General features: G+C 68.5%; 15 protein-coding genes and 1 pseudogene. 8 read left to right on the forward strand and 8 right to left on the reverse strand.

Going from position 1 to position 26,677, the window contains the following annotated elements; all coding sequences use genetic code 11:
* Positions 1-189: 189 nt before the first annotated feature.
* Entirely contained in the window at positions 190-1,722 is a 1,533-nt protein-coding gene (locus tag D1369_RS42630) for an NUDIX domain-containing protein (RefSeq protein WP_007387270.1), read from the reverse strand.
* A gap of 401 nt (positions 1,723-2,123) precedes the next feature.
* Here D1369_RS42630 and D1369_RS42635 point away from each other — a divergent pair, with 401 nt between their 5' ends.
* From D1369_RS42635 to D1369_RS42645, 3 genes are all read left to right on the forward strand, one after another.
* A complete protein-coding gene (locus D1369_RS42635) occupies positions 2,124-3,323 on the forward strand; it encodes an exonuclease SbcCD subunit D (RefSeq protein ID WP_007387271.1) in 1,200 nt (399 codons plus the stop codon).
* Between the two features lies 1 nt (position 3,324).
* Positions 3,325-6,333: an SMC family ATPase gene (locus tag D1369_RS44685; protein ID WP_007387272.1), complete on the forward strand. Its 3,009-nt coding sequence runs from the start codon at positions 3,325-3,327 to the stop codon at positions 6,331-6,333.
* A gap of 75 nt (positions 6,334-6,408) precedes the next feature.
* Positions 6,409-8,658, forward strand: a complete 2,250-nt coding sequence (locus D1369_RS42645; RefSeq protein WP_037902709.1) for a DEAD/DEAH box helicase — start codon at positions 6,409-6,411, stop codon at positions 8,656-8,658.
* Positions 8,659-8,824: 166 nt separating this feature from the next.
* Here the strand turns inward: D1369_RS42645 and D1369_RS42650 are convergent.
* A pseudogene (locus tag D1369_RS42650) lies at positions 8,825-8,977 on the reverse strand (AbiV family abortive infection protein); the annotation flags it as partial.
* A 171-nt stretch (positions 8,978-9,148) separates the two neighbouring features.
* Between D1369_RS42650 and D1369_RS42655 the strand changes: the two are divergent.
* The 3 genes from D1369_RS42655 (at position 9,149) to D1369_RS42665 (ending at position 12,541) form a co-directional block, all read left to right on the forward strand.
* Positions 9,149-10,864 carry a hypothetical protein gene (locus D1369_RS42655; RefSeq protein ID WP_007387275.1) on the forward strand — a complete coding sequence of 572 codons (1,716 nt, stop codon included), beginning with the start codon at positions 9,149-9,151 and terminating at the stop codon, positions 10,862-10,864.
* A gap of 766 nt (positions 10,865-11,630) precedes the next feature.
* Entirely contained in the window at positions 11,631-11,969 is a 339-nt protein-coding gene (locus D1369_RS44445; RefSeq protein WP_237557729.1) for a hypothetical protein, read from the forward strand.
* A 386-nt stretch (positions 11,970-12,355) separates the two neighbouring features.
* Positions 12,356-12,541 (forward strand): hypothetical protein, encoded by a 186-nt coding sequence (locus D1369_RS42665; RefSeq protein ID WP_037902719.1) that lies wholly within the window; start codon positions 12,356-12,358, stop codon positions 12,539-12,541.
* 313 nt (positions 12,542-12,854) lie between these two features.
* Here D1369_RS42665 and D1369_RS42670 read toward each other — a convergent pair whose 3' ends face one another.
* From D1369_RS42670 to D1369_RS42685, 4 genes are all read right to left on the reverse strand, one after another.
* Positions 12,855-15,659, reverse strand: a complete 2,805-nt coding sequence (locus D1369_RS42670) for an RNaseH domain-containing protein (RefSeq protein ID WP_007387278.1) — start codon at positions 15,657-15,659, stop codon at positions 12,855-12,857.
* A gap of 51 nt (positions 15,660-15,710) precedes the next feature.
* A complete protein-coding gene (locus D1369_RS42675) occupies positions 15,711-19,001 on the reverse strand; it encodes a hypothetical protein (protein ID WP_007387279.1) in 3,291 nt (1,096 codons plus the stop codon).
* Positions 18,992-20,182, reverse strand: a complete 1,191-nt coding sequence (locus D1369_RS42680) for a hypothetical protein (protein WP_106433566.1) — start codon at positions 20,180-20,182, stop codon at positions 18,992-18,994. Before D1369_RS42680 ends, D1369_RS42675 begins: the two co-directional genes overlap by 10 nt.
* Before the next feature lie 127 nt (positions 20,183-20,309).
* Positions 20,310-21,569 carry a helix-turn-helix transcriptional regulator gene (locus tag D1369_RS42685; RefSeq protein WP_007387281.1) on the reverse strand — a complete coding sequence of 420 codons (1,260 nt, stop codon included), beginning with the start codon at positions 21,567-21,569 and terminating at the stop codon, positions 20,310-20,312.
* A 168-nt stretch (positions 21,570-21,737) separates the two neighbouring features.
* Here D1369_RS42685 and D1369_RS42690 point away from each other — a divergent pair, with 168 nt between their 5' ends.
* Positions 21,738-22,661 (forward strand): DUF6602 domain-containing protein, encoded by a 924-nt coding sequence (locus D1369_RS42690; protein ID WP_050789840.1) that lies wholly within the window; start codon positions 21,738-21,740, stop codon positions 22,659-22,661.
* A gap of 98 nt (positions 22,662-22,759) precedes the next feature.
* Positions 22,760-22,999 carry a restriction endonuclease gene (locus tag D1369_RS42695; RefSeq protein WP_237558095.1) on the forward strand — a complete coding sequence of 80 codons (240 nt, stop codon included), beginning with the start codon at positions 22,760-22,762 and terminating at the stop codon, positions 22,997-22,999.
* A gap of 96 nt (positions 23,000-23,095) precedes the next feature.
* Here D1369_RS42695 and D1369_RS42700 read toward each other — a convergent pair whose 3' ends face one another.
* Both D1369_RS42700 and D1369_RS42705 read right to left on the reverse strand, forming a co-directional pair.
* On the reverse strand, positions 23,096-25,084 hold the full coding sequence (locus D1369_RS42700; protein ID WP_158680202.1) for a tetratricopeptide repeat protein: 1,989 nt from the start codon (positions 25,082-25,084) through the stop codon (positions 23,096-23,098).
* A 636-nt stretch (positions 25,085-25,720) separates the two neighbouring features.
* Positions 25,721-26,677, reverse strand: a 957-nt coding sequence (locus D1369_RS42705; RefSeq protein WP_162951062.1) for a tetratricopeptide repeat protein, incomplete at its 5' end; no start/stop codon positions are given.

Genomic DNA, 26,677 nt, shown 5'->3' on the forward strand with positions numbered 1-26,677 from the left:
GCGATGCTGTGACCACACGGCGCCCGAGCCGAGCAAGGTTCCGGGCGCCGCGCCGAGGGCCAAAGGACATTTGGAGCCTGACGTACCAGGTCCCGCCCTCTGCTCCGTGGGCCCCCATACCCGGCTGTTCTCGCGGGCCTAGGAGGTGTCCGTCCAGGTGATGATGCGTCCCACCGCCTGCTCGGAGAGCTATTGCACGTCCTCGGGTGTGTGTGCGTGGTCGGAGGCGTGCTCATCCCATCCCGTTTCGGAGTAGGGGCGGCCGGCGCGGATTCCCTCGATGGCAACCCGGGTGTAGGGGACGAGGTTGTCGGGAAGCGCGGTCGGGTCCCAGAACTTCCACTGCGTGCACTTGTCCGGCTCGCGCAGGTCTGGCTCGCCGGTCCAGGTCCTGGCGCGGAAGAACAGGCCCATGCGGGGCTGGTCCCCGGCCCGGTCGATGTGGTGGACGACGTGGACGAGTTCGACGTCCTGGGCCTGGATCTGCAGGCCGGCCTCCTCTTGTGCCTCCCTGATCAGACAGGTGATGGCGCTCTCCTGCTCGCAGTGGCCGGCCAGGGCGTGCCAGGTGGAGGGCGCGAACGCGGAGTCGGGGTGGCGCAGCCCGAGCAGCACTGTTCCATCGGGTCGCTCCAGGTAGAGGTGGACGCCGACGACGTTGAGGACCGTGCCGTGCGGGGAGGCCGGGCGGAGCTTTTCTTCCGATGCGGCCCCGCCCTGCGGCGCGGTGCAGGATGCGCCGACCGGGTGGCTGGCGGCGTGACGTCGTACGAGGTCGCTGGTGGTGGGTGCGATGCGCAGGCGGTGGAGGTCGTCGGGGGCGAACCAGGCCAGCATCACCCCTTCCGTCAGGTGGAGATCACGAGGGTCGCCGTTCCAGCGGCCGGCGTAGATGGCGATGGGCACGGTCGTGCCGGCGTCGCTCTTTGCTTCCTCGGTGCCGAACGGGGTCAGGTCAGTGAGGTGGAGGCCGGCTTCCTCGTGCAGCTCACGCCGCACGGTGTGTTCCAGGGTGGCGTCCTGGGGTTCTCGGCCGCCGCCCAGCAGTGACCACATGCCCGGTTCCCAGATCTGGCCGGGGAAGTAGTCGCGCAGGTGGAGCAGGTACTCGCCGCGGTCGTTGTAGATGAGGGCGGAGGCGTTGGCGGTCACCGGTTCGGCGGCGGGTGGGAGATTGAGCAGTTTCTCGCGCAGTGAGGGGGAAGTCACCCTGTCCATGGGACGCCACTCGACGCCGGCCACCTCTTCTTCCTGCAGCACCACCGGCACTTCTGCCGCGGTGAGCAGACGGAAGAGAAAGCGGAGGTCGAAGTGCGGGTGGCCGGGTTCGCCGTTGCCCGGGTGGGCGTCGATGTCGTGGATGTCGATGTGGAACGGCACGGTCTCGTAGCCGGGCCACGGTGCCACGGCTTGGGGTGGGATCCCGGTCTTCTCGTGCAGCTCCCGCAGAGCCGCGTCTGCCAGGGACTCGTCTTCGGGCTCGGCGTGTCCTCTGGGAGCGAGTACCTTCCCGCTCGCACGGTGCAGCCCGTGCAGGACGCGGCCGAGGGGGTCGATGACAATCGCGCCGCACGTGACGTGTCCGGTGAGGGTGGAGCGGCTGGCGATGTCGTTTGGCCGGTCGAGGGCCTTCAGGAGGCCGCCGAGCTGTGGACGCTCGTGAGGGTGGCGGGCGAGATAGGTCTCGACGGTGGTGCGGGTGTCGTCGTGCGGCAGCGGCATGGGTGTACCTCAGAAGGGCGCGGAGCGGGACGAGTCGAGGCGGTCGGTGTGGTCGTTCGTGTCAGCGCAGCCGCATCACCTTCACGGGAACTTCCTCGATCGCGGTGGTGCGTTCGGTGAGCAGGTTGCCGAACAGGCGTCTGGCCCGCATGTGCTCGATCCAGCTCAACACCAGCCCCAACCGGCAGCCGGGGCCAATGCATAGAGCCTCCACCGATCCCGGAGCGCTTCAGCCCACTACATGGCATCACCCTGACACGAACATGCTTCCCTGGCGCGATACTTCGCCGGCCGGGACAAAAATGCGCAACCTCACGTGGCACGTCACGGTTTTCGTTGCGACGCCCGTTTATCAGGAAAACCGCCCGTAACCACTCTCCCTGTAGTTACCGTCTGTGCTCATGCGGTTTCTGCACACTTCGGACTGGCACCTGGGCCGCCGGTTCCACACAGAAGACCTGATCCCCGCCCAGCGTGCCTTCCTCGACCACTTGGTCGGCACCGCCCGAACCGAGGACGTCGACGCGATCCTCGTCGCAGGCGACATCTACGACCGGGCCATCCCCAGCCTGGACGCCGTACGCCTGTTCAACCGCGCCCTGCACCAGCTCGCCGACCTCGACGTGCCGATCATCATGATCAGCGGAAACCACGACTCCGCACACCGACTCGGCGTCGGATCCGGCCTCCTCGCCCGTGCCGGGATCCACTTGAGGACTGACCCGGATACCTGCGACATCCCGGTCCTCCTCGAAGACGCCGACGGCCCCGTCGCCGTGTACGGCATTCCCTACCTTGAGCCGTCGATGGTCCGCGACCGTCTGGAAGCCGAAGCCGTCTCCCACCGCGCAGTACTGACCGCAGCCCTGGACCGCATCCACGCCGACCTCACCAACAACCAGCCGGCCGGCACCCGGTCCGTGGTCCTCGCGCACGCCTTCGTCACCTCCGGCACCGGACAGCCCGAGGAACGCGATGAGAGCGAGGAGTCCACCAGCGAACGCGAAATCGCCGTGGGCGGTGTCGCCCACGTGGGCGCCGACGTCTTCGCCGGGATCGACTACGTGGCTCTAGGCCACCTCCACGGCCCCCAGCGCGTCACCGACCGCATCCACTACAGCGGCTCCCCGCTGGCCTACTCCTTCTCCGAAGCCCGCCACACCAAGTCGGTCACCCTGGTCGACCTCACCCCCAACGCCGTGCCCGCCCTCGCCCGCCAGCCCTGCCCCGTGCCGCTCCGCCTGGAACGCGTGAGTGGCTTCATGGAAGACCTCCTGACCAACCCCGACCACGAGCCGCTGAAGGATGCCTGGCTCGAGGTCACCCTCACCGACACGGCCCTGCCCTTCGAGGCCATGGCCCGCCTGCGCCGCCGCTTCCCCCACACCGCCAGCCTCAAGCACAAGCCCGCCCTCATCCCCGCCCAGGCCACGAACACCCCCACCTACAGCCAGCGCATCCGCGGCCGCGGCGACCTCGACATCGCCGGCGACTTCATCAACAGCATGCGCGGCACCGACCCCACCCCCGACGAACAGAACCTGCTGCAGCAGGCCGTCGAAGCCTCCCGCCTGAACGAGCAGCAGAAGGAAACCGTCTGACATGCGCCTGCACACCCTGCGCCTGCAGGCATTCGGACCCTTCGCCGGCACCCACACCATCGACTTCGACGCACTGTCCGCCGACGGCCTGTTCCTCCTGCACGGCGACACCGGAGCGGGCAAGAGCACCATCTTCGCGGCCATCTGTTTCGCTCTCTACGGCAAACCACCGGGCGACCGCGACCTGCTGCTGCGCAGCCACCACGCTCCCGCCGGCCTCCTAACCGAAGTCACCCTCGAGGTCACTCTTGCAGGGCGCCGCCTGCGCATCGACCGGATCCCTGCCCAGATGCGCCCCAAACGATCCGGAGAAGGCGAGACCTCCCAGAAAGCAGAAACCCGGCTCAGTGAATGGGCCGTCGACGCCGACGGCCAGGGACGCTGGGAACCTTCCAGTAAGTCCCACCAGGAGGCAGCCGTCGAGGTCACCGACCTGCTGGGCATGAGCCGGGATCAGTTCTGCCAGGTCGTCCTGCTGCCGCAGAATGAATTCACCAAGTTCCTCCACGCCGACGCCCACGGCCGACGAGAACTCCTCGGCAAACTCTTCCGCACCGGCCGCTTCTCCTTCATCGAGCGCTGGCTGAACGACCACAGCCGCACCACCGAGAAGAACCGCGACGCCGCCCGAGCCGACGTGCTGCGCCTGGCCGAACGCATCCACCAGGCCGCCGGACCCGACCTGACAACCGAGTACACGGCGCCCACCCCCGACGATCCGCACACGCTCACCGAACCCGCCCGCGCCTGGGCCCAGGATCTCCTCCACGTCAGTCACACCGACCACGCCAGGACACTCCAAGCAGCCACAACGGCCAAGGAGAACCTGGTCAGACAGCAGACCTTCGAAGCCGCGGCCCGCGAACTCCACCAGCAGCAAACCATCTACATCAGCGCCCGGCAGCAACTCGACCTGCTCCAGGAACAGACACCGCACCAGGACACACTCATCCAGCGCCGCGACCAAGCCCGCCGCGCCCAACGGGCAGCACCGCTGCTGCACGCCGCGGACACCGCCGCAGACGACCACACCCGTGCCCAGAGCGTTGAACGCACCGCTCGCGAGCACCTGTTGCCCGAACACAAGGACCTTGACGCCAGCCGGCTGGAAGCCGCCGAGCATCGTCTTCGTGCCGAAGCTGCCGTCCTGACCGCCCTCATCCCCGAAGAAGACACCGTCCACCGGCTGACCGCCGAGCTGAAGCGCACCGACGCCGAACGGCAGGACTTCGCCACCCAGCAACGCACAGCCCAGGACTGGCTCGAAGCCGAGCCCGCCCGGCGCGGAACCCTCGAAGCCCGGCGAGAAGCCGCCCGCCAGGCCGAAGAAGAAAGCCGCCGCCACCAGACCGCCCTGGACGGCCTCAAAACCCGCCTCGAAGCCGCCAAGCGCCGCGACACCCATCTCGCCAAGGTCACCAAGGCCGAACAGCAGCTGGCCGATGCAGAAGCGGTCACCGGCCAGACCGGCCAGGACTACCTCACCATCCGCCGTCAGCGCACCGAAGGCATGGCCGCCGAACTCGCGGCCACCCTCACCGACGGCACCCCCTGCCTAGTCTGCGGATCCTGTACCCACCCGGCGCCCGCCGCTCCCCAGGACGGACAGCCCACACGCCAGGACGAGCAGGACGCCGAAGCCCTCCACGAGCAGGCCAAAGCCACCCAGGAAGCCGCCGCGGCCGTACTGCACGAGCTCCGCGAACAGGCTGCCACCGCCACCGGTGAAGCCGGCGACACCCCCCTGACCGACCTCCAGACCCAGCACACCACGCTCACCACAGAGTTGACCGACGCCCTGGACCGCGCTGCAGACCAGGGCACCATCCAAGAAGAACTCCACACACTCGACGGCGAGCACACAGCCCAGACCCAGCAACACAGCACCGCCACGGCCGGCCTGTCCGCCCGCAACACCCACTACGACACCCTCACCCAGCAGCTCACCGAACTGACGGCCAAACTCACCGCAGCCCGCGCCACCTATCCCACCGTCGCCGCCCACGCCGACGACCTCACCCGCACCGCCGACCGCCTCAAAGAGACCGCCGAGGCCTCCCGCAGCCTCGCCACCGCCGTCCAGACCCTCACCCACCGCACCGACCAGGCCACCCAGGCCGCCAAAGACCAGGGCTTCGACACCCTGGCACTCGCCCAACAGGCACTGCTCAGCGACGAAGACCTGCGCACCATCGAAGAAGAGATCACTCAGTGGCGCGAGGCCTGTGCCGCGCACACCGCAGTCCTGGACAACCCGGCACTGCAGCAGGCCGCCGCGCAGCCTTCCGCCGACCTCGACGCCGCCACGGCTGCAAGGGCCGCCGCGGATGACCAGCACGCCGAGGCCGCAGCCGCCACCAATGCCGCCCACACCCGCAGCCAGGCCCTCACCGCCCTTACCACCGACCTCGGCACCGCCATCCAGCGCCTGCAACCACTCGAGCAGGTCCACCTCACCGCCCGCCACCTGGCCGAACTCGTCACCGGCAACTCACCCAGCGCCCGGGTGCGCATGCAGCTGGAGGCCTACGTCCTGGCAGCCCGCCTCGAAGAAGTCGTCACCGCCGCCAACACCCGCCTGCACATCATGTCCGAAGGCCGCTACACCCTCTCCCACTCTGACCACCAAGCCGCCCGCGGCGCCCGCTCCGGCCTCGGCCTGGAGATCACCGACTCCTGGACCGGCCGCCCCCGCAAGACCGACACCCTCTCCGGTGGCGAATCCTTCTTCGCCTCCCTGTCCCTCGCCCTCGGCCTGGCCGACGTCGTCACCCACGAAGCCGGCGGCAACCCCCTGGACACCCTCTTCATCGATGAAGGCTTCGGCACTCTCGACGAAGACACCCTCCACAAGGTCCTCGACGTCCTGGACTCCCTGCGTGCCCACGACCGCACCGTCGGCGTCATCAGCCACGTCCCCGAACTGCGCCGCCGCATCACTCACCGCCTGCACGTCCGTAAAAGCCCCGCCGGATCCACCCTCGCCCACCTGACCGAAGCAGCCGAATAGCCTGTCACCTTGACAGGGCGGGGCGCCTTGCCCCGCCCCAATGTCCAGCCGACCCCCACGGAGCAGCACACCTTCATGGCTTCCGAAATCGAGCTGCGGCCCCACCAGAAGGAAGCCGTTGCCGCCGCGACCGCCACGCTCCGCGATCACGCCCGCGCAAGCGTGATCGCGGCCTGCGGCACCGGCAAGACCCTCATCGCCGCCCGTACCACCGCCCGCATTGCCCCCCGTGGCCGTGTACTGGTGCTGCTGCCGACCCTGGACCTGCTATCGCAGACGATCCGTTCCTGGCGTCTGGCCGGCCGCAAAGGCACAACCATCGCCATCTGCTCCGCCCGCCAGGCCCTCGACCATGAACCGCTCGGCGCCGACACCCCCCTCACCACCGACCCCGGCGAGCTCACCGCCCTCGCCACCCCACCGCGCCCCGGCCCGGTTACCGCGTACGCCACCTACGCCTCCCTGCCCGCCGTCCTCGCCGCCCACCACGCCCACCACCTCCCTCCCTGGGACCTCGTGGTCGTCGACGAAGCCCACCGCACCGCCGGCCGCCTAGGTAAAGCCTGGGCAGCCGTCCACCACAACGACCAGCTCCCCGCCGCCCGCCGCCTCTACCTGACCGCCACCCCTCGCATCTGGGACCCGGACGAAGCCCGTGACGGGGAGACTGAAGCGTTCGCCTCCATGGACGACGAAAAGATCTTCGGCCCCGCCGCTTACCGGCTGACCCTCTCCGACGCCATCGACCTCGGCCTGCTCGCCGACTACCAGATCCTCGTCCCCGTCGTCACTGACGCAGACCTGCGCGACTGGCTAGCCACCGGCCCGGGAGCCGGCGTCGACGGACTACGCCTGGCCGGCCGCCAAGTCGCCGCCCTGCGCGCCATCCACGACCACCGGCTGCTCCGTATCCTCACCTTCCACCACCGCGTCGCCGACGCCCGCGCGTTTGCCACCACCCTGGCCGACACCGCCGCCTCCCTCCCCGCTGAGCTGCGGCCCGCCGATCTGTGGGCGGACTGGATCAGCGGCAACCACGCTCCTCAGGTCCGCCGCCGCCTGCTGTTGGAGTTCGCCTCCCACACCGCCCCCCACACCCCCGCTGTGCTCTCCAATGCCCGCGTGCTGGGGGAGGGCATCGACGTCCCCGCCATCGACGCTGTCGTCTTTGCCGACCCCAAGAATAGTCCCGTTGACACAGTCCAGGCCGTCGGCCGCGCCCTGCGTCAACCGCCCGGTGCCGGAAAGAAGGCCACCCTCGTCGTCCCCGTCTACCTCACCCCCGGTGAAGACCCCGACGACCTCCTCGGCGCCGACGCCTACACCCCGCTGTGGCACACCATCCAGGCCCTGCGCGCCCACGACGACCGCCTCGAAGCACGACTGGCCGACCCCCGCACCCATCGTCCCACCGTGCTCCCCGAAGACCCCGAGGCCTGGCTGCGCTTCGATCGCCCCACTCAGGCCGAAGAAGTCGCCCTCGCTCTCTCCCTACGGGTCCTGGCTCCCAAGAGCGCCGAATGGCGCCGCGGCCTCAAAGCCGCACGCCACTACCACCGCACCCACCACCACCTCGACGTCCCCCAGACCTACGAGGACACCACCGGCTACCCCCTGGGCCGCTGGCTCACCTGGCAACGCCACCTCCACACCACCGGAACCCTCGACACAGCCCGCACCCAAGCCCTCGAACGCCTCGGCATCATCTGGGACCCCCGACAGCAGGCCTTCGACCGAGGCCTCGCCCACGCCATCGCTTACGCGGCCGACCACGGTCACCTCGCTGCTCCGGTCGACTGCGTGCATGACGACTTTCCTCTAGGTCGCTGGCTCGCCACCCAACGCACTCGTGCCGAGACGCTTACCGCAGAACGCGCCGCCGCCCTCGGCGATCTGGATCAGTGGTGGAACCCGCCCTGGCCGATCACCTGGCAACGTGCCTATCACGCTGCTCGTCGGCAAGCGGAAGAGCACCCGGCGGCTTCACCGGCGGGGGAGTGGCTCATGGCTCAGTCTGCCAGGGGCGACGAACTGCACCACCAGCAGCGCCGTCTCCTCAAGGACCTGGGGCTCGGCCTGCAGGATGCGCCCGTTCCTGACAGCGAGGACAGCCGGCTTCCGGCACGTGAGCGTGCCTTCCGGCGCGGAGTGGCCGCCGCACGGTCATTCCGAGAGCGGGAGGGCCATCTCAACGTTCCCCAGCGGCACATCGAGGAGATCGACGGCGACCGCGTACGCCTGGGACAGTGGCTGAGCAACCTGAGCCGTCGTCGCTCCAGTCTCAGCCCGCAGCGGCAGGCCGCCCTGGCCGAGCTGGGCCTGTAAGAACGCAGCGAAAGATACGCACAGACCACGCACCTCGTGGAGCTTCGATCTCACCGTGGGCCGGCGCCCCACCAAGGATCCGGATAGTCCCTCTCACACCGAGACACCCACCACCTGCTCTTCACCTCACCCGCCGAGTCACCACAACGGCGCACAAGCCCAGGCATCAGTACGCATCCGAAGACTGCCGCAGGGCCTTGCCGAGTTCCTTCTGCGCGAGAACGGTGAGGGACCGTGCCCGCCCGAAGGACCCTGCGGACAGCAGAGTGCGGGCATCGGTGATCAGGGAGGAGGCGTTGTCCATCAACGCCTTCCAGAACTCCCGCGCTTGCTGCGGGTTACTGGGACACGGTGTTCTCGGCCGGGGCCCGCTGGTTCCACACGGGCGGCATCATCTCGACCATGGCTGCAGTGCCTGGCCCTTTCCTTGCGTGGCCGACGGTGGCCACGCTCTTATTGTCCTATCGGGCGACAGGGGAGGGCGCAGTCGGTGAACGGGTCTCAGAGTGACGGGCAGTACCCTCATCCCTTCGGCCCGGGTGTGGTGGAAGAGTTTGCAGACCTGCTCGGCGGGACTCTGCGCCCTCGGCTGCGCCGCGATTTTCCCGCTTGGATTCTCAAGGCGCCGTTCGTCGAGGCGAACCGGGGCCGGTTCATGCTGCGGTTCATGCCGAAGTGGCAGGAGTGGGCTACCACTGAAGCGCAGCGGATCGGCATCGACACAAGCAGTGTCCTGGCGGGCGAGGCCGGATGGAACCAGTTGACCCAGCTGTATGACGCTCTGCGTGTTCAGTTGCGGCAGATCGCTGATCGACGTTCCGCGTTCAGCTGGCTGGTGATTACGAGGCGGATCAACCCGGCGGATCTGCTGCCTGCCGCCCGTGCCTCGATCTCCGAGGCCGTGTTGTCTTTCGCCCTGAGTGAGGTGGGGTCCAGCCGTCGTCCGTCCAAGTCAGCCGAGCTGATCACGAGCCGGTGGTGGCTTGCCCCCCAGGCCCTGACCGACCTGGACGAGCTGTGCTCGGTCGGGATGCTGCTGTTCAACGTACACAGCGCCCGTAGGCGCGTGGCCAAGGGCCAGAGTCTCAGGCTGGAGGGCGCGCACCTGGTCCCGGAGGTTGTCGACACGGACGACACCGTTGAGCGTGCGATCAGTCTCTACGACGGCCGACTGAAATTCACCGGAGGCCGCGGTAACGACCTGGGCTCGTTCCCCAGAACGGTTACGGACCGCCGCGAGTCTGCGAACATCATCACCTGGGCGGATCTGCGCGGCCAGGACCTCGTATCGCGTGACGACCTCACACGACTGCTTCAGACATACGGACCGGTCTTCCCGCTCGGCACGAACATCGAGGACCTCGCACCCGCGGCCTTCTCCAGCGGAGTCGGCCTGACCCTGGAGACTCAGGCAGCCACCGCGGTCCTTTCAGCGGCGTGGACCTATCTCGCGGATCGCGGAGCAACCTGGAAGTCCGTTCCGGGAGACTGGTCTCAGTACGGCTATCTGCGCTGCCCGCGCGACTGGTTCACCGCTCGCTTGAAGGACGGTCCGGCGCTGCCCGAACTGCTCGGCTCATCCTGGCGCGAGGGCGCGACGGTTCGCGAAGTGATCACACTGCTGGTCCGCGCGCAGGTGGTGCTGCCGGTCGGGCGTCACGTCGTCGTCGATCTCACGCGCGCTTCCTCATTGCTGATGGACAGCTTCGAGCGGGCCAAGGAAGGGGCCGCAGCCAACGAATGGGGCAGCTCGTTCGAAGCCGCTGTGCAGGAGGCGATCGACACAACACCCTGGAAGCCGACCTCCGCGCTGCGCTCGGTGATCGGCAAGAAGGTCAAGGACGAGAACGGCAATGTGATTACGGACATCGATGCCGTCGCCTTCCACGCAGGGACCCTGTGGCTGATCAGCGCGAAGGCATTCCAAGCCGGGCCCGACTACACCGTCGGTGCCTACGACGCGGTCAAGAGGATCGCGCGCAAGGCGGTGGCGGCGAGCGAGCAGTGGAACGGCTACCTCGAGAGGATCCGCTGGCGTCCATCCGCGCTCGGGGTGGACCTGCCTGACGGATGCACGCTCGAAGGCCTGGTCGTCATGCCCTTCGTCCCGTACGTACCGATCGAGTCCTCAGCTGCAAAGCCGGTGGGAGACCTCTGCCACGTCTCGAGTATCCATGAGCTCATCACAGTGGCCTTGCGGGCGTAGAGCCGTCCGGGTCCCGGCACCCGCCGCGCCACCGACATGCACCGCGCTTACGGCAAGGCAGTCCGGTAGAACGAGGCCACCAACAGCCTGTACATATGGCCGGATTGGCAGTGTTGCGACCGGTGTTCCCGCTATGGCCCCCTCAGCTAAAGTGCCGATCTCTCTGGCATGCTCCGTCGCTGCAACTGGGGGATTTGTGGCACGTCCTGAGAACCACCTGCACCGAGACGGCACACCTCGCCGGGAACTGGCCGTCGCCCTGCGTGACCTGCGTGGCGCCAGCGGACTGACCTACGCCCAGATGGCCTCCCGGTGCAACTACTCGATCAGCGCGTTACAGGAAGCGGCGTCCGGTCAGCGGCTGGCGACGCTGCCTGCGACGCTGGCCTTCGTGACGGCATGCGGCGGCGACACGAACGCCTGGCAGCACTATTGGAACCAGCTCAGGAGGATGGAGACGGAAGGAACAAGGGTAGCGGCGGGTGCTCTGACGCCACTTCAGCATGAGCAGCCTCAGCACATGGTCCCCGTTACCGGCCCCGCACCCTCGAACACCGCACCGGGGGCGGAGCCGACCACGCATGCGATCCCCCAGCCGTCGGCCCCTCACCGGTTCAGACACCTTGCTCGGCTGGCCCGCCACCGTCACCTCCGCTGGATGGCCCCAACTGCGCTCTTGGCCGCAGTCGGTGGGGGGCTCACCGCACTGTTGTCTCCTCACTCCCCGGCGCCCCACCACAGCGCCCCGGCCTTCGCGCTCGTGGTCGTGCAGAACAAAGTCGCCATCGGGCCTTCGACCCTGACCGAAGACAGCACCCCCGTATATCTCTCTACCAAGACCGTCAGCCGCTGCCGGATCCGCCACTGCATGCTCGCCGACACGTCGATGGTGAGCGGCGCCAAACTCGTGGCCACCTGCTGGACCCGCGGAGAGACACTGACCAATGCGGATATGACCTCCACCGGGATCAACCGCAACCCTGACGCGGTCTCCTCCGACCGCTGGTACCTGGCGAAGTGGAAGGACGGGCGCACCGGCTACATCTGCGAGGTCTACATCGCCCCGGCCTACCGCGGCGGCGTGGGTCTGAACCACTGCCGGTAACCCACTCACGGATCACATCACGCCCCAAAATGCCGCCTGCCACCAGCGCGGACAACAAGGCCGCCACCCTGCAGGTTGTCCGGGGAAAACCCAAAGTCTCGGACAACTCTGTACGGAGATTGCCCCGGCTGTCTTGCTGAACCTGTCCAGCACAACAACCCATCAGGACAGGAAAAGAGGGAGAGCCCATGCGCTCACCGACCGCTGCTCCCACCAAACTGCGCCTTCGCGTCGCCTGCGGAGTCACTGCCGTTGCAGCTGCCCTCACGGCTGCAGTGGTTACACCAGCTGCAGCCGCCCCGGCAGACGTCCCCTACACGTCCGTGATCCAGTCCAACTCAGGCGGAGCCTGGTGGCGGGCCCAGCCCAACACGAGCTCACAGAAGATGAACTACCTTCGCAACGGCCAGGCCGTCCACATGGACTGCTGGACAACCGGGGAGCTCGTCTCACCGCCTAACTCCAACTACACCTCCGACCGGTGGTTCAAGGTCCAGGTCCCGGAGGTCTCCGGCCACTACTATGTGCACTCCTCCCTGGTGAGCCGCCAAACCTCCGTTGGGGGCTGCTGACACCGGCCCCCTCCCGCGCGCCCGGCACGCATCACACCCACACGACGTGCCGGGCCGCCGACCGCAACGCTCAGCAGCAGGGTGCGTTGGTGGCCGCCAGTAACCCTCACGAGGGAACGTTCTGTCTGCACATACTGAGCAGCCGGTCGTAGTCCAGTTCCATGTGTGTAGCCCTTCCAGACACGGTGGTGCGCCGTGACAGGACAGTCAGGGGTGGGTGTGCCTGGGGTTGTGCTGCCAGCCGGCAGCACAACCCCAGCGCCGGGTTTCGGGTCCCGCAGAGGACTGCGGCCACGGGCGTCCCACGGCGGCGTCAGGGCCTCTCGCGGTCGGGAGCGTCCTGGGTGGTCGCGTCGGCGAGGGCATCGCCGCCCGGGGAGTCGGTGAGAGCGGTGCGTCGGTACTGGGGGTGGTCAAGGTCCATCTGCTGGGCGGCGTGCAGGGGGACGGGGTAGCGGGTGCGATTGGCCCAGGCCAGGGTCTGATGGCACAGACGGGCCGCGGCCAGCGCAAGCGACTGGGGCTCGATCGGAGCCGTGTCCGGGTTCTCGCCGGTGCCCGCAGGGCCCGCGGTGACGATGGGGTAGATCTCGGTAGCGGTCATGCTGTACCAGTTGGGGCGGACCTCGTTCTTGCGCCGGTTGTCGGGGTCACTGGAGCCGTGGCTGGCGCTCCAGCGGGTGATGGCTTCGCCGAGGCGGCCGGCTCCAGCGCCGTCGAACTGCGGCGGGACGGTGGCCAGCAGCCAGGTGGGGGAGTCGAAGTCGGGCTCGACCCGGTACAGCAGGTTGGTGACCTTGTTGGTGCGGGCCACGGTGCCGTCGGCAGCGCGGTGGCTGACCCTGATCGGGCGCGGCACCTCGTCCATGTCCTTGTTGATGCGCACCACGGCCAGCGGGCGTTCACGGGCCGCAAGGGTGCTGGCGGGCAGCCAGGTGCTGTTGCGTGTGGGCTGCTGGCCCTGGCGGCGGTTGTGCAGGCCCAGCCACAGGCGGCGGGTGGCCACACCGTCGACGGTGACGGTGTAGGGGGCGCCGTCGAGGTAGTCGCCGAGGTCGGCCAGGGCTTGGTCGATGTGCTGGGCCACCGTCTTGAGGCCGCGGTTGTCGTCGTCGAAGTCGGTCATCTTGCCGGTGGGGTATGCGTCCGCGTGGAAGGCGGCCTGCGCCTGGTGGTAGAGCTCCCAGCGGCGGTGGGTGTAGCTCCAGCCGTGCAGGGTCCAGGCCCCGCCGGGGGCGGTGGGGGGTTTCAGGACGCTGGCGGTGACGCAGATCTTGGCGGTGCGGTCCTTGCCCTGACGGCTCTGGCGGCGCACGTGGATGCCGCAGTGCGCAACCTGGTCGGCTGTGTGGGGGCCGATCGCGTCGACCATGACCTGGTCGATGCGGCGGTCGATGATGCCCAGGCTGCGGCACAGATCCAGCAGCGACAAGACCACCTGGTGGTCGGTCTTCTTCCCGTTCGGCTTCGTCCGCTTGGCTTCCTTGCGGTCGGCGGTGAACTGGGAGACGAACCCGAGCCGCGCCAGGGTGCGCCGTGCCTGGTGCTTGGCGTCCTCGTCCGGGCCGGGCCCTGAGGCGGTGCCTGTGCCGTCGGCTGGCGGTACGGTGTCCTCTTCCTCGGCCGCGGCGTCGAATTCGGTCTCCGCCCAGACGCCGACGAGGGTGGCCGGTTCCTTCTTGAGCGAGGGGATGTGCGTGATTGCGGTCTCCTGTCCGGCCGTGGGGCCGTGGACGAGGAAGTCGGGGACGCAGTGGAAGACGGCGCTGACCCGGCCTGCGTCCAGGGGGACGGGAATGCCCTCGGCGGGATCGATGGTCTGCGGGTCGAGGCCGAAGACGCTGGCGAGGCCGTGGATCATGCGCTGGCGCATCTCGTCCCGGTACCACAGGCACACCAGGCGCAGGTGCGGGTAGTCCATGGCGTCCAGGGAGCGGACGATGTCGCCCGGCTGCACGGACAGTTCGGCTTGCGGCAGTTGCTTGAAGCCGCGGGCACGGGAGTCCTGGACAATGGTCAGGGGGGTGGGGGAGAGGACCTGCCCGATGTGGTGGTCGAGTTCGCGCAGATGGTGCATGCCGACGCCGCGGCCGACGGGGAAGGAGAAGGTCTTGCCCTGGACGGGGCGGATGGGGCCGAGCCCCGCAGGCTCGGTCTCGGCTTCCGTGGTGGGCTGGTTGTCGTCCCGGGCGTCGGTGCCGTGTTCGGCCTCGACACGCTTTTGGATGTTGTGCAGGACGGAGTGGTCCATGCCGAGACGGGCCAGCGTCTGCAGGGACATGCGGTGGATGCGGCGGACGCGGCCGCGTCCGGCCATTTCGACCTCGACGATCGGCAGGGTGGCCTCGGCCTGTTCGGCCAGCACGGTGCGCGCGTAGGCCATCGTGCGGCTGATGCGGGTGGCCTGAGAGGAGACCACGAGGATCGGGTCGGCGACATTGGGCAGGGTCTTCAGGGCCAGCCGCACCCGGGCCAGCGCGTGCGCGGTGCCGGCTTTGTTGGACCAGGGCTGCTGCCAGGCGATCAGGCCGCCGCTGCTGTCCGGCCTCAGGGCGATGTCCTGGTCGTCCACCCTCCAGGTGTGCTGGGCGAGGCGGTGGGCCAGGTCCCAGGCGACGGTGCTGTAGACCCAGTTGGCCGCGTCCGGCTGCCGGCCGGGGGTGGCGGAGGCCGGAGTGTGCGGGCCGTGCGGGGTGATGAGGTAGTCGGCCAGCAGCCGCTCCTGCTGGAGGGTTTCGGCGACGCGTTCGGCCAGCGGGGTGGGCCTGTTGAGGTCGATGTCGTCGGGGTGCTGGCCGAGGACGAGGCCGTGCAGGAGGGTGAACGCGTCGCGCAGGGTGTCGTCGTCGAGCGGCCGGCGGGTGGCCAGCAGGCCCTGCTTGGGGTCGAAGAAGACGTACCCGCCGGTTAAGCAGCGCAGGGCGCCGGTGAGCACAGAGTGCGGGGCCTGGGCTTCCTCCCGTTTGACGATGTCCTTGTACTGACGGTCCAGCAGGGTCCACAGGGAGGTGACGCTGGTGGGGAACTGGCGCAGGTGGACGGTGGCCCCGTCCAGCAGCGCAGGGGTGCAGCGGTAGGCGAGTACGTCCAGGCAGGGGCGGGTGGCGGGTACAGGCATGAGCGGACAGGGACCTTTCATAGCTGGGACGGATGAGGACGGGCGGGGAGGTCAGGTGTCGTCCGGTTCGATGCCGGCGTAGGCGAGGAATGCGGCCAGGGCCTCGCGGTAGATGGCGTTCATCTGCCGGCGCACCTCGGGGGACCAGCGACCGTGCATGCGGCGCAGGATGCCGGCGAGGTCGGACTGCCAGGAGTCCTCGTGGAAGGCGTAGTCGACGAGGTGCAGCGTCATGTCGGTGCCGCCGCGGCGGGCGCGCCCGGCGAGCTGGATCATGTCGACGACCATGCCGGCCACGATCTCTTCCTGCAGGACGTGGGCGGTACTGACGAACCCGGGCGCGGCCCGCATGATCATGCCCATGCGGGCCCAGGCGGCGGCCCGGGCCTCCCTGAGGTCCCCGACGGGTGTGCTGGTGGGCGTGAAGGGCAGAGAGCCGATCCCGGCGGCGTTGACGCTGGCGTACATCTCTGCCGGGTCGGTCAGCAGGGCCAGCGGCCGGGTGCACAGATAGACCGGCGTGATGGCCGACTTGGTGCCGATGACGATGTTCAGGCCGCGGGCGATCCGCGCCATCGGCACGACGAGGATCGTCCCCTTGCGGGGGAAGTCCTCGAATTCGTCCGGGGTCAGCTCGGTGATGCCGGGCGGCAGGGGCGGCAGCTTGGCCCGCCAGTGCCGGTCGGCCGGCACGGCGACACACAGGCCGCCGGTGTACTGGCCTGCGGAGTGGATGCCGAGGGCGAGGTGGCGGCAGTGCTCGTAGGAGTTGACGACGACCGCCGCATGCGCGCGGTCGGGGTCGGTGCGCGCGATGCGGGCGAGTTCGTCGTGGATCACCGTGTCGTAGAGGCGGTCACCGAGTTTGATCAGTGCTTCGCGTTTGTGCTGCTGGGGGATGCCGGAGATCTGGATGGCCCGCTGAGTGACCGAGTCGGTGATCATGCGGCGTTTGGCGCGGATACTGTCGGGCGCGGCATCGGTCATCCACCACTTCACGTCCGCGTGCACGTGCTCGCGCACGGCCTGGGGGAAGTAGGCGGTGGCCGACAGACCCAGCACCGGCCGTTCCACGCCGGCCATTGCGAGGGAGACAATGCTGCCCAGCTGGGCGGTGTAGGTGTGGGGGTCGCCGCTGATGCTCTGGGCGGTCAGCTCGGCGTTCTTGTGGGGGTTGTCCAGGCCGGTGACCCGGTAGCCGGTGATCGCCTTGCCGAGCATGCCGTAGGGGAGGATGTGGGCGGCCACCCCGGTCTCCAGGCGCTGGGCGAGGGTCCGGGCCGAGCGCATGCCCAGCGAGCGTAGCTGGCCGGTCTTGTTGCGCAGCAGCGCGAGGGTGTCGTCGAGCTCGGCCAGCCACATCCGCACGATCAGCAGTTCGATGGCCTCGCTGCGGTCGTGGGGATCCTTGACGACGTCGAGCAGCACCTCGTTCAGCTCGAGCTGGACAGAGGCCAGCAGGTCCTCCCCGCGCGGCGCCAGCAGGTCGCCCAGCAGCCGCCGCACCGCGGCCAGATGCGGTGCCAGCGCAGGATCGCCTGCACTGGCCGTGTCCGCTCCGCCCCCGCCTGCGGGTGAGGCGGGCCGCAGGGCGTTGAGCTCGTCGAAGAGGCGGGCGGGGATCTCCTGCTCGCTGGTGATGCCCTCGTCGGGGAAGAGCAGTGTGATCAGACGCCGGTCCCGGCTGCCGGCCAGGTGCCAGCCGGTGCTGTTGACGCCGGGCCGCTCACGGGAGGGCCCGTGGCCTTCGTAGTGACGCAGGTGCAGCAAATCCTCGCAGATGCTGGCCAGCAGGAATTCCGACAGATAGCGGGCATGGCTGATGGTCGGGCACAGCGCCTTGACCGCCTCAGGCGACAGTTTGGCCTTGTCCTCGTCCAGCTCCCGCAAAGGCACGGTCGGCTGGCGCCGGGAGTCCAGGACGAGCTCGCTGGAGCACAGGTCCAGCGCGGTCGACTGGAACTGGTCGACCTCGTCGATCATGACGGTGTGCGAGCGGCGCAGCACGAACTCCGCCACCGACACGTCCGCGACGGCCCGCCCGTCCAGACGGATACCGAGGGGAAAGTGACCGGTCATGAAGTTGTGGTGGTTGGTCACCACCACCGAGGCGGTGCATGCCTGCCGGTGCTGGGCGTACTTGCCGCAGGTGGCCGTCCACGGGCAGGCGGCCCGGTCGGTCGCCGGCGGCAGCGGCGACAGGCCGCGGCACGGCTCCTGGCCGGGCGGGTAGGGGTGACTGGACTGGGTGTGATGGCTGAGCGCGCAGCCGTAGGACAACTGGTCCAGTTTCCACAGGGTCTTGTCCGGCTGCTCCAGCAGACTGCCCTCGATGCGGGCGGCGACCTTCATCGCCCGCTCGTGCAACCGCGAGGGCGACATCAGCGGCGTGCACGTCTCCGTGCGGCCCAGCTGCTCAAGGTCCCGGCTGATGTCCCAGGCCGCGGACAGCGTGGCCTCGACGGTGGGCAGCACAAGAGTGACGGTCAGGCCGTTGACCGCATACCAGGAGGCGGCCACCCGCACCAGGACACTCTTGCCGGTCCCGGTGGGCGCGTTGAGGATGTCCATCGGCCCCGCGGCCAGCCGGATCAATTCCTGCGCGGGGACCGCGTCCGTGGTCTGCAACTGCGCGAACAGGTTCGCAAGGACCGTGTGCACGTACCGGTCCGCGGCCGGGTAACGCTCGTCGATCAGGCGGGCCAGCTCGAGCAGCTCACCGGCCGGTAGGGCCACCTCCTCCTGGTAGGGCACCGTGCGCACCTCGGGCAGGCCCGCCCGGTCGGCCGCTTCGTCTTCGCCGTCGGCGAAGACGGGGATGACGGTGCGCCCCTGAATGAGCCCGGAGCCTGCCGCGTACTGGGTGCGCGGCAGCCAGATGCCCGGTCCGGCCGGCTCGTCCGGGCGGCGGCGGGGATGATCGCGGTGCAGCCGCTGAAGCATCCGGTCGACGTACTCCAGCAGGTCCCCGCCCACCAGCGCAATAGCGGCCTCGGCCCGTGCCGCGCTGGGACCCGCGGGCCTGAAGGGCAGGGCGGCTGGCTCACCGGGCGCGTAATCCAGCAACTCCCGCGCGCGGGCGGCGAAGATGGTGACCGAGGCCAGTTCCTGCGGGGCGAGCGCCACCACCGCACCGATGCGCCGCTTCTCGTCGTGCTGCAGATCCCGCCACCGCGTCCACTTGTCCAGCTGACCGCTGAGCAGGAACGCCGCGTCCCTGAACGACGCGACAGGAGGGTCGCCCGCCTCCCCTTCGCGGGGGAAGTAGTGGGCTGCCAGGGCCAGCGCGGCCCCGATCGCCCCGGCCGTCTTGGACAGACGCCTGCTCCGGGTCACTGCCATGCCGCCCCCGCCTTCTTGCAGATCAGTTCACCAATGCCGCTCGCCGTCGCGGCCTTCAGCGCGAACTCGCCCGCCACGGAGCCCACCAGTTCCAGGCTGGACTCGCGGTAGTCGGGTACCACCAGCCACTCGGCGCCGCCCCGGTCCCCGCCGTCCGCCTGGATCTTCTTCGCCAGCAGCAGGGCGGAGGTGTAGTCCTTGACGTCGAGGCGGAACTCCGCCCGGCTCGCACCCTGTCCGGCGGTGACCAGCAGGTCGTAGGCGTCCAGCTCCGGCCACAGCGCCACCGACAGGCCCCGTTCGCGCAGCGCGTCGAAGAGGGCGATCTCGACAAGGCCGGGCACGGTCGTCCAGCGCCACACCCCCCGGGTCAGCGCCTTGTGCCCCTCCACGGGAACTGGCTCGGGGACCTGTCCGGTCAGATCCGGGAACAGCACCGCCTGCGCACCCGACGGCGCAGCCGGCCGGGACTGTGGACGCAGCACGGGGGGTCGCCCTGCGTCGGGGAGCTTAAAGGAATATGCGGCCCCCCAGGTGGCGTGCGGACGGTGAAAACAGCGCACACCGCCCGTCCTGGTTCCGGCCCGGCTGCCGTGCACCGTGACCTTCATCGGCCAGTGGCAGACCGGGCACGCAAACCACCACCGGTCCCACATCGCGTCGAAGCAGACGGGCCGGTAGAACTCCGCGACGCTGCTGGGCAGGTTCAGCCGCCGCAGCTGCGCATCGGAGCCGGCCGGCATACGGATCAGGCTGGAACGCCCGTGCACGTAGGCGTCCTGGTCCATGCGTTTACGCAGGGCCGTGAAGACCCGGTCCTGGTCCATCTCGGCTTCCAGGGTCCGGGTGCTGGCCGGCCGCCCGCCGTGCGTGGTCTTGGCCAGCGCGCGCATGAGAACCCGCTGCTCGATCTCCAGGTCGAAGAAGTCCTCGTCGAAATCACCGTCCGGATCGATCAGCCGGACGCCGTCCATCTCCTCCGCCGGCACAGCAGCAGGCAGCAGCCGGGCCAGGTCCCCCCGCAGCAGCGCGCGGAACCGGCCGAAGGACAACGGCGCTGCTGGGCCCCGGGCCGCCTGGACGCGCCCGTAGGCGTCCATCAGCGTGCCCAGCCGTCCCTCGGCAGACTGCTCGGTGTCGGTGAGAGCCTTGGCGGCCATCGCGGCCGCCGCCATCACCATGTGACGCACGGCCGCATCGGAAAGTCCGGCCTCTGCCGGAGAGTTCGCTAAATCCACGGCACGCACCATAAAGGGCGGCACTGACAATCGGTCGTTCCGCACCATGAATTCGCACAATGGTGCGAATTTAATTGTCCGTGACACGCTCCACGGCCGCGTCGGCCGCAATGTCCGGATACAACTCCCGGTAATCCGCGGCATGGTGACGGATGTGATCCCTGCCAGCCGCAGTCACCACCCACCGGTACACCCCCTCCTGGCGCCCGTCACCCTCGTCGGGCAGACAGTCGATGAACCCGCGGCTCAGCGTCCCGCCGGGCCGGTAACCGGTCCCGAGATAGAACTTGGCCCGCCCCCACAGAGCGTCCTCCGCCAGCCCGGCCCCGCCTGCCTCGGCCACCTTGACCAGCGCGGTCCACAACCACTCCGACAACAGATCTCCGCGCGTACGACCGGCAGATCGTTCACCCAGCCCTGCCCGGGCGCAGGCCCGCCCCGCACGGGTCATCTCGACCACAACGCGTGGCACGAACCCGAGCGGAAACACCTCCACCTCGTCCTCGCTCACCCGCAGCAGACCCCGCCGCGCCAGTGCGTGCAGCGTCGCCCCAGCCCCGGCGTCGTGCCAGCCCTCCGCCCGCAGCCGCTCCTGAACGCGGGTGTAGCCGGTGAACGCCGGATCCGCTCTCACCGTGAAAGGAATCCGACGCCATTTCGCCGCCTGTCCCGGATCGCGTCCTGCTGCCCGGCTCTCACCGGCCCGGCTCTCAGCCTGCTGATCCTCACGGAAGCACGCGACCAGATAGCCACGTTGACGCTGCGTCAGCTCTTCCCATGCGCCAGAGCCGGCGCGCCGCTGTCCCTGCTGCCGGCCCGGCGTCCCCGGCGTCCTCGGCGCCCGGAGCAGGTGCCCCTGCTCCGGGAACGACCTGAACCAACTGCGGCGTACCGTCCGCACCGGCACGCGGTAAATCTTCGCCAGAGCCGGGATAACCTCCTGCAGCGCCTCCCCCGACGACCAGGCCGTCACCGCACGCCCGGTCTCCAGTGCCTGCAGCTTCCACTCCGTCACCCTGCCCAGTTCGGCGGGCAGCGCTGCGTCCAATAGAGGAACCACATCTACCCGGTCCAGTCCAGCAAACCGCCGCAGATCGGCCAGCGACTCCTCACCTGCAGGAACCCCCGCCAGCTCGTGCGCAGATGTCTTCAGCGCCCGGGCCATCAGCCGCAACCGACGTGGTGAAGGCGCGTGGGCGCCCTGCTCGTACGAAGCGATCTGCCGGGCCGACACCCCAACAGCAGCGCCCAACTGAGCCTGCGTCAGGCCAGCCTTCCTTCTCAGCAGCACGAGCGAACCCGGAGCGAACGGTTCGATCCGTCGAGGCATAGCACCATTATAGACTTCCTGAAGTCTATAATGAGACCCGCGTAGCCGCGGCACTGCCCGTCTAAGTGGTACAGGCGCCGAGCGCGTGGGCCCAGCGCCCCGCCGCGAGACATCAGCACGCTGGAAGCTCGCCGCAGCCAAGGCACTGGACCGACGGAAGGCGGAACGGTGACATCGCAGGCACGACACGAACTGGCCGTATGGATCGACCAGACCACCCAGGAGATGGCCAGCGAGTATGAACGCATCCGTGCTCGTGCCACTGAAGACCCTGGAACAGCAGGAGACCAAGGCGAGGAGAATTGGGCCCAACTGCTGCGCCAGTGGCTTCCCTCCAGCTACCAGGTCCGCACCAAGGGCCGAATCCTCTCTCACGACGGAACAGCCAGCCGGCAAGTCGACGTCGTCGTCCTACGTCCTGGATACCCGGCCAAACTCCTGGACAAAAAGCTCTACATCACCTCGGGAGTTGCCGCCGCTTTCGAATGTAAACTCACCCTCACGGCAGCCCACCTGGAAGAAGCGGCACAGACAGCCGCCGAAATCGCCCGCATGACAGCTCCCCGCCAAGGCACTCCCTACCGCGAGCTTGTAAGCCCTCTCCTCTACGGTGTCCTGGCACACTCACACTCCTGGGCCCAACCAGGCACCGCCCTTGAAAAGATCAACGACAACATCATCTCAGGGGCCCGTCACCACGCCCGGCACGCCCGTGAGCACCTCGACCTTGTGTGCGTCGCCGACACCTGCACGGCTTTGAAGTCCACCGAATTTCGCCTGCTGCACCCGCCCGAGGGGGACACCCAACTGTTCTGCATGGTCGGGCATTTCCTCGCCTGCGGCCAGGTCCCGCCCGTAGGTGCACTGCTGGCCTACGTAATGATTCGCCTCGGCTGGGAGGACTCGGCGGTGCGGCCGTTCGCCGAGTACTTCAGACTCTCCCGGTTGCTCTTGCGCGCGTCGGGCGGCGCCGCCAATCTGCATCCCACCGGTCTCACACCGGACACGGAAAAGGAAGCGCTGAGCAAGTCGACAGACTTCCTACGAGAACAGCCCTGGTCCTGGGACGAGTGGTCCCTCAGCCTTGAATGAGCAGCGTCGCCAGGAGCCTTAGACCGTGTCCTACGTGGTGAGGCGGACGAGTCGTTTGTAGCAGCACATGGCTGCCGCGAGTCCGAGATAAACTGGTCCTGCAGTGCAAGCACTATGTGCGGCCGGTGGGTTCCAAGGAGGTGCAGACCTTCAACGGAACGGCGCGCCCTGAGCACAAGGCGCATCACCCCATCATGATCGGTCTGAGCGGGTTTACCCAGCCGGCCACTGACTTCGCCGCCCGGCACGGGATCATCCTGCTGGGGCGGCCGGAACTGAAACGCTGGGCCCACGGAAACCATCTCTACACCATCATCGAGACCGAAGCATCGGAGTGATTCCCGTTGCCCTTTGCGGTTCTCGGCGCGGCGGCGGCGCAGCCGAATGCCATCCGTCCTGGCTGGGAACGGACCACAAGCGCCCATGTACTGGGGTCACGAGGCTCCCAGTGCTGTGGTGATCGTCCGGGTCAGAGGATGTGTCTCGCCCAGCGTCCGGCGGCAGTCCTCCCGAAGAGCGGCCAGCTGGGCCGCAGTCTCCTGTGGGTTTTGGGTGTGGCGTGCGACGAGGAGCCGGTCGTATCGGGTTGCCAGAGTGCGGGGATGAGCGGGGCCGTGGAAGCGCTCCTGATCACTCAGTACCCCTGACAAGGCTTCCAGAGCCTTTTCCGGCTCCCCGGTCTGAGCAAGAAGCCTGCCGAGCTGATGACGAGTACTCAAGGTGCGCGAATGCATGCCAAGGATGCGTTCCTGTTCGGCCAGCAGGGCCTGCAACTGGCGGAGGGCCCCGTGGAGGTCACCTGACCGGGCTGTCAGGAGTGCCAGCTCGAAGCGGGTGCTGAGCGTGTGCGGGTGCGCCGCGCCCAAAAGCCGTTCGTGGTCTTCGAGCACCGTGCTGAGACAGGCGAGGGCGTCGGATACCAGGCCGGTGTGGCCCAGAGTCCGGCCCAGCTCCTGTCGTGCCAGCAGAACGTCCACATGGTCCGGGCCCAGCACTGCCGTCATGTCAGGGAGCAGCTCCCGAAACAACTGCAATGCCTGCGGAGCGTCTCCCCGCTCACGCAGAAACCTGGCCTTGCTGCTTAAGGTCACCAAAGTCGCCGTATGACGCGGCCCCAGGACACGCCGCCGGTCGGCGGCGAGACGGTCGAGAAGAGCGACGGCCTCCGAGACCCGACCCGCCTCGGCGAGGTAGCGGGCTATGTCGTGACGCGCGGAGAGCGTATCGGGGTGATCCGGACCGAGTTGCGCGGCACGCTGCTGATGCAGCGGACGCAGCAGGCTGACGGCCGGCAGCGGCTGGCCTGCGTTGCCCAGGGCGATGGCGTGCGCATATTCGGCGTCGGGCACCCCGTGGCGGCGGGCGATCTCGAAAGCCTCCAATGCGACGGATGGCCGCATCAAGTCCACAGCGGCCCACCCGACGTCGAAGGCGTCTTGCGGCGCTACAGCGGCAAGGAGCATCTGCCAACTGCTCTCCGGTATGGCCGCCCCGGGAAGATCGATCAAGTAGTCGAAGGCCAGATAGCCCTGGCGGTCGGGCAGCAGCAGGCTGCTGGCTCCCTGCACCGGTGCGGTGGCCCATGCCAGCGCTTCCTCGAGGGGCTCTGGACGCAGGACGGCGCCGCCACGAGCGGACAGATAGATCTCGTGCATCGGCACCAGCAGCGAGGTGCCCACGGGCTGGTGCAAGCCCATGCGCCGGCAGTCGACGGCCGCGGCGACCAGAGCGGCACCGCGCGGATGCTCACCGGCCTGCCAGGCATGCGTCCAGTCGCTGAGCAGTTCCGGACCCACTGCCAGCACCTCCGCGATCCCGAAGCGGTCGGAGGCCTGAGCTGCCGCCCGCAACCGTGGATCGCGGTCGGTTTCCCTGGCCCGTCCGACCTCTTGCGGTGACCACAGGCGATCGAGTTCCACCGGCTCACCGGCATGCAGCAGCACCTCCCGGCCGGCCCGCCAAGTCGCCGCATCGGTGACGTCACGCTGCCGCGCGCTGTATCGGCCGTACTCCTTGCTGCGCATCGACGCCAGGAGCACTACCTGCCGTTCCGGACCGGCCAGCATCGCTTTGACCATCTCCAGCGTGATGCCGCCCGCCCGCAGAAACTGATCGAATTCGTCGAACCACACCACACAGCGCCGGGCCGTGCCCACAACGGACGCCAACGTCTGCAGATCTTCCGACGGCCGCGCCTGCAGCAGGACAAAGTCGGGAACAGCCACCCGCATGGCCTCGTAGGCCAGCCGGGACTTGCCGGCTGTCGAATCACCCACGATCAGCACGAAGCCGCCCTGCCTGATCCGCCCTACCACGTCGTCGAAGCGGTCGCGCTTGACGAAAGCGGGCACCCGGGCGCCCCCCCGGTCGATGTCACGGCGCAACGCCGCAGGATGGACCCCAAGACTGATCGGATCCAGCACGTCCCGCACCCGCTGCGTGCGAACGGCCAGCTCTCTGTCACGGGTTGCTGCGCACTGACGTTGCTGTCGATGCCCGCGCAGAGCGGTCCTCGCCTCATCGACGAAGACACCACTCACGGCCGCGGCAACAGCGGCCACAGCCGCCGTCCCACCAGCCGGCAGCCAGGTCGAGACTGCCAGCGCTGCACCCGCCCCACCCCCCGAAACACCGAGCAAGATCACCCAGAGCCGAAACGACCGCCACACCCTGCCCCCCCAACACGGACGGAGCCAGCACCGTCCCATGCACGCGACGACTACCAAACACGGACGGTCTCACCCGTATGGGAGTGCAGCAACCGCACCAGACTCCGAGATTCAGAGAATGCCTGCGACGCAGTCGACCGGCCCGGCGCCCCGTCGAAACCATCAACAGCATGAGACCCACCTCGTTGGCCTGCTGGTGCTGCCGTAGCGGCCATCTGGCTGGTGGCGACGGTGGTCCATTGGCTTCTCGCGCGTGCGGACCACTTCGCGGGCGCCGGGCGAGTCCGACCTCACCTCGCAGCGACGGTCCGCCCTGGCCAATCTCGGCCTGCTTCGGCGAGCTGCGGCGGCACCTCAGTGAGGAAGAGGTTTCTGGTACCTGAGGGACTGTTACCACGGCGGTGTGGGTGTGCCGTCTGGGTCGAGCCCGTGCGGCCACTGCTGTTCGGGCTGGAAGATGGACGGTCTGAAGCTGAGGACGAAGGAAGGCATGCCGCCGGCGTCGATCAGTTGCTTGTAGGCGGCTTCTCGGTCATCAATTTCTCCAGCGTCCTCGCGGATCCAGATAAGCCGGTGCAAGGCTCGTGTGTCGCCCGCCTCCACGGCTGCTTTGAGCAGGCCCTCTGCGCCTGTTCGGTCTCCGGCCGCGATGCGCAGTATGGCCAGGTCGACTCGGGCTTCAACGAAGCCTGCTTCGATGGCCTGCCGGTATGCAGCCTCTGCGCGTGGCAGATCTCCAGCGTTCTGTCGCAGGGCGGCCAGACGCATCAGCGCGGACGCGCTGCCTGCCTGGACGGCCTGCTCGTAGACTGCCGCGGCTCCTTCCTGGTCTCCTGCTGCCATACGTAACCGAGCGAGGGATTCCTGGGCGCTGGCGTCGCCTGCATCGGCCGCCTGTCGGTAAACGGCTTCTGCTCCTTTCCGGTCCCCTGCCTGGCTTCGTTGCAGCGCCACGTGCCACAGCGCTTCGGGATTGCCGGCTTCCGCCATCTGCCGGTAGGCGGCCTTCACCCCTTCTTGGTCCCCCTGGAGGCTGCGTACCAGTGTCAAGGCGCGCAGGGCGACGTCATCGTTGGCTTGCAAGAACGCTTTCTCGGCGCTTGGAATGTCACCGGCGTTGTACAGGATCCAGGCGAGTGAGTTCAGGCTCTGGCGATTGCCAGCCCGTGCGCCCTGCCGATAGGCCCACTCGGCCCTTTCGGGATCGTCGTCTTCGAGCATTCGTCCTAGAACATGCCAGGCGTCGGCGAAGCCCGCTTCGCCGGCCTGCTGGCACAATGCCCGCGCACCGTCTTCGTCTCCCCTGCGTTCGTGCATCAGCGCCAGATCCAGCAGCGCGTTGGGGCT

This window comes from Streptomyces sp. CC0208, from assembly GCF_003443735.1.
Classification (GTDB): domain Bacteria; phylum Actinomycetota; class Actinomycetes; order Streptomycetales; family Streptomycetaceae; genus Streptomyces; species Streptomyces sviceus.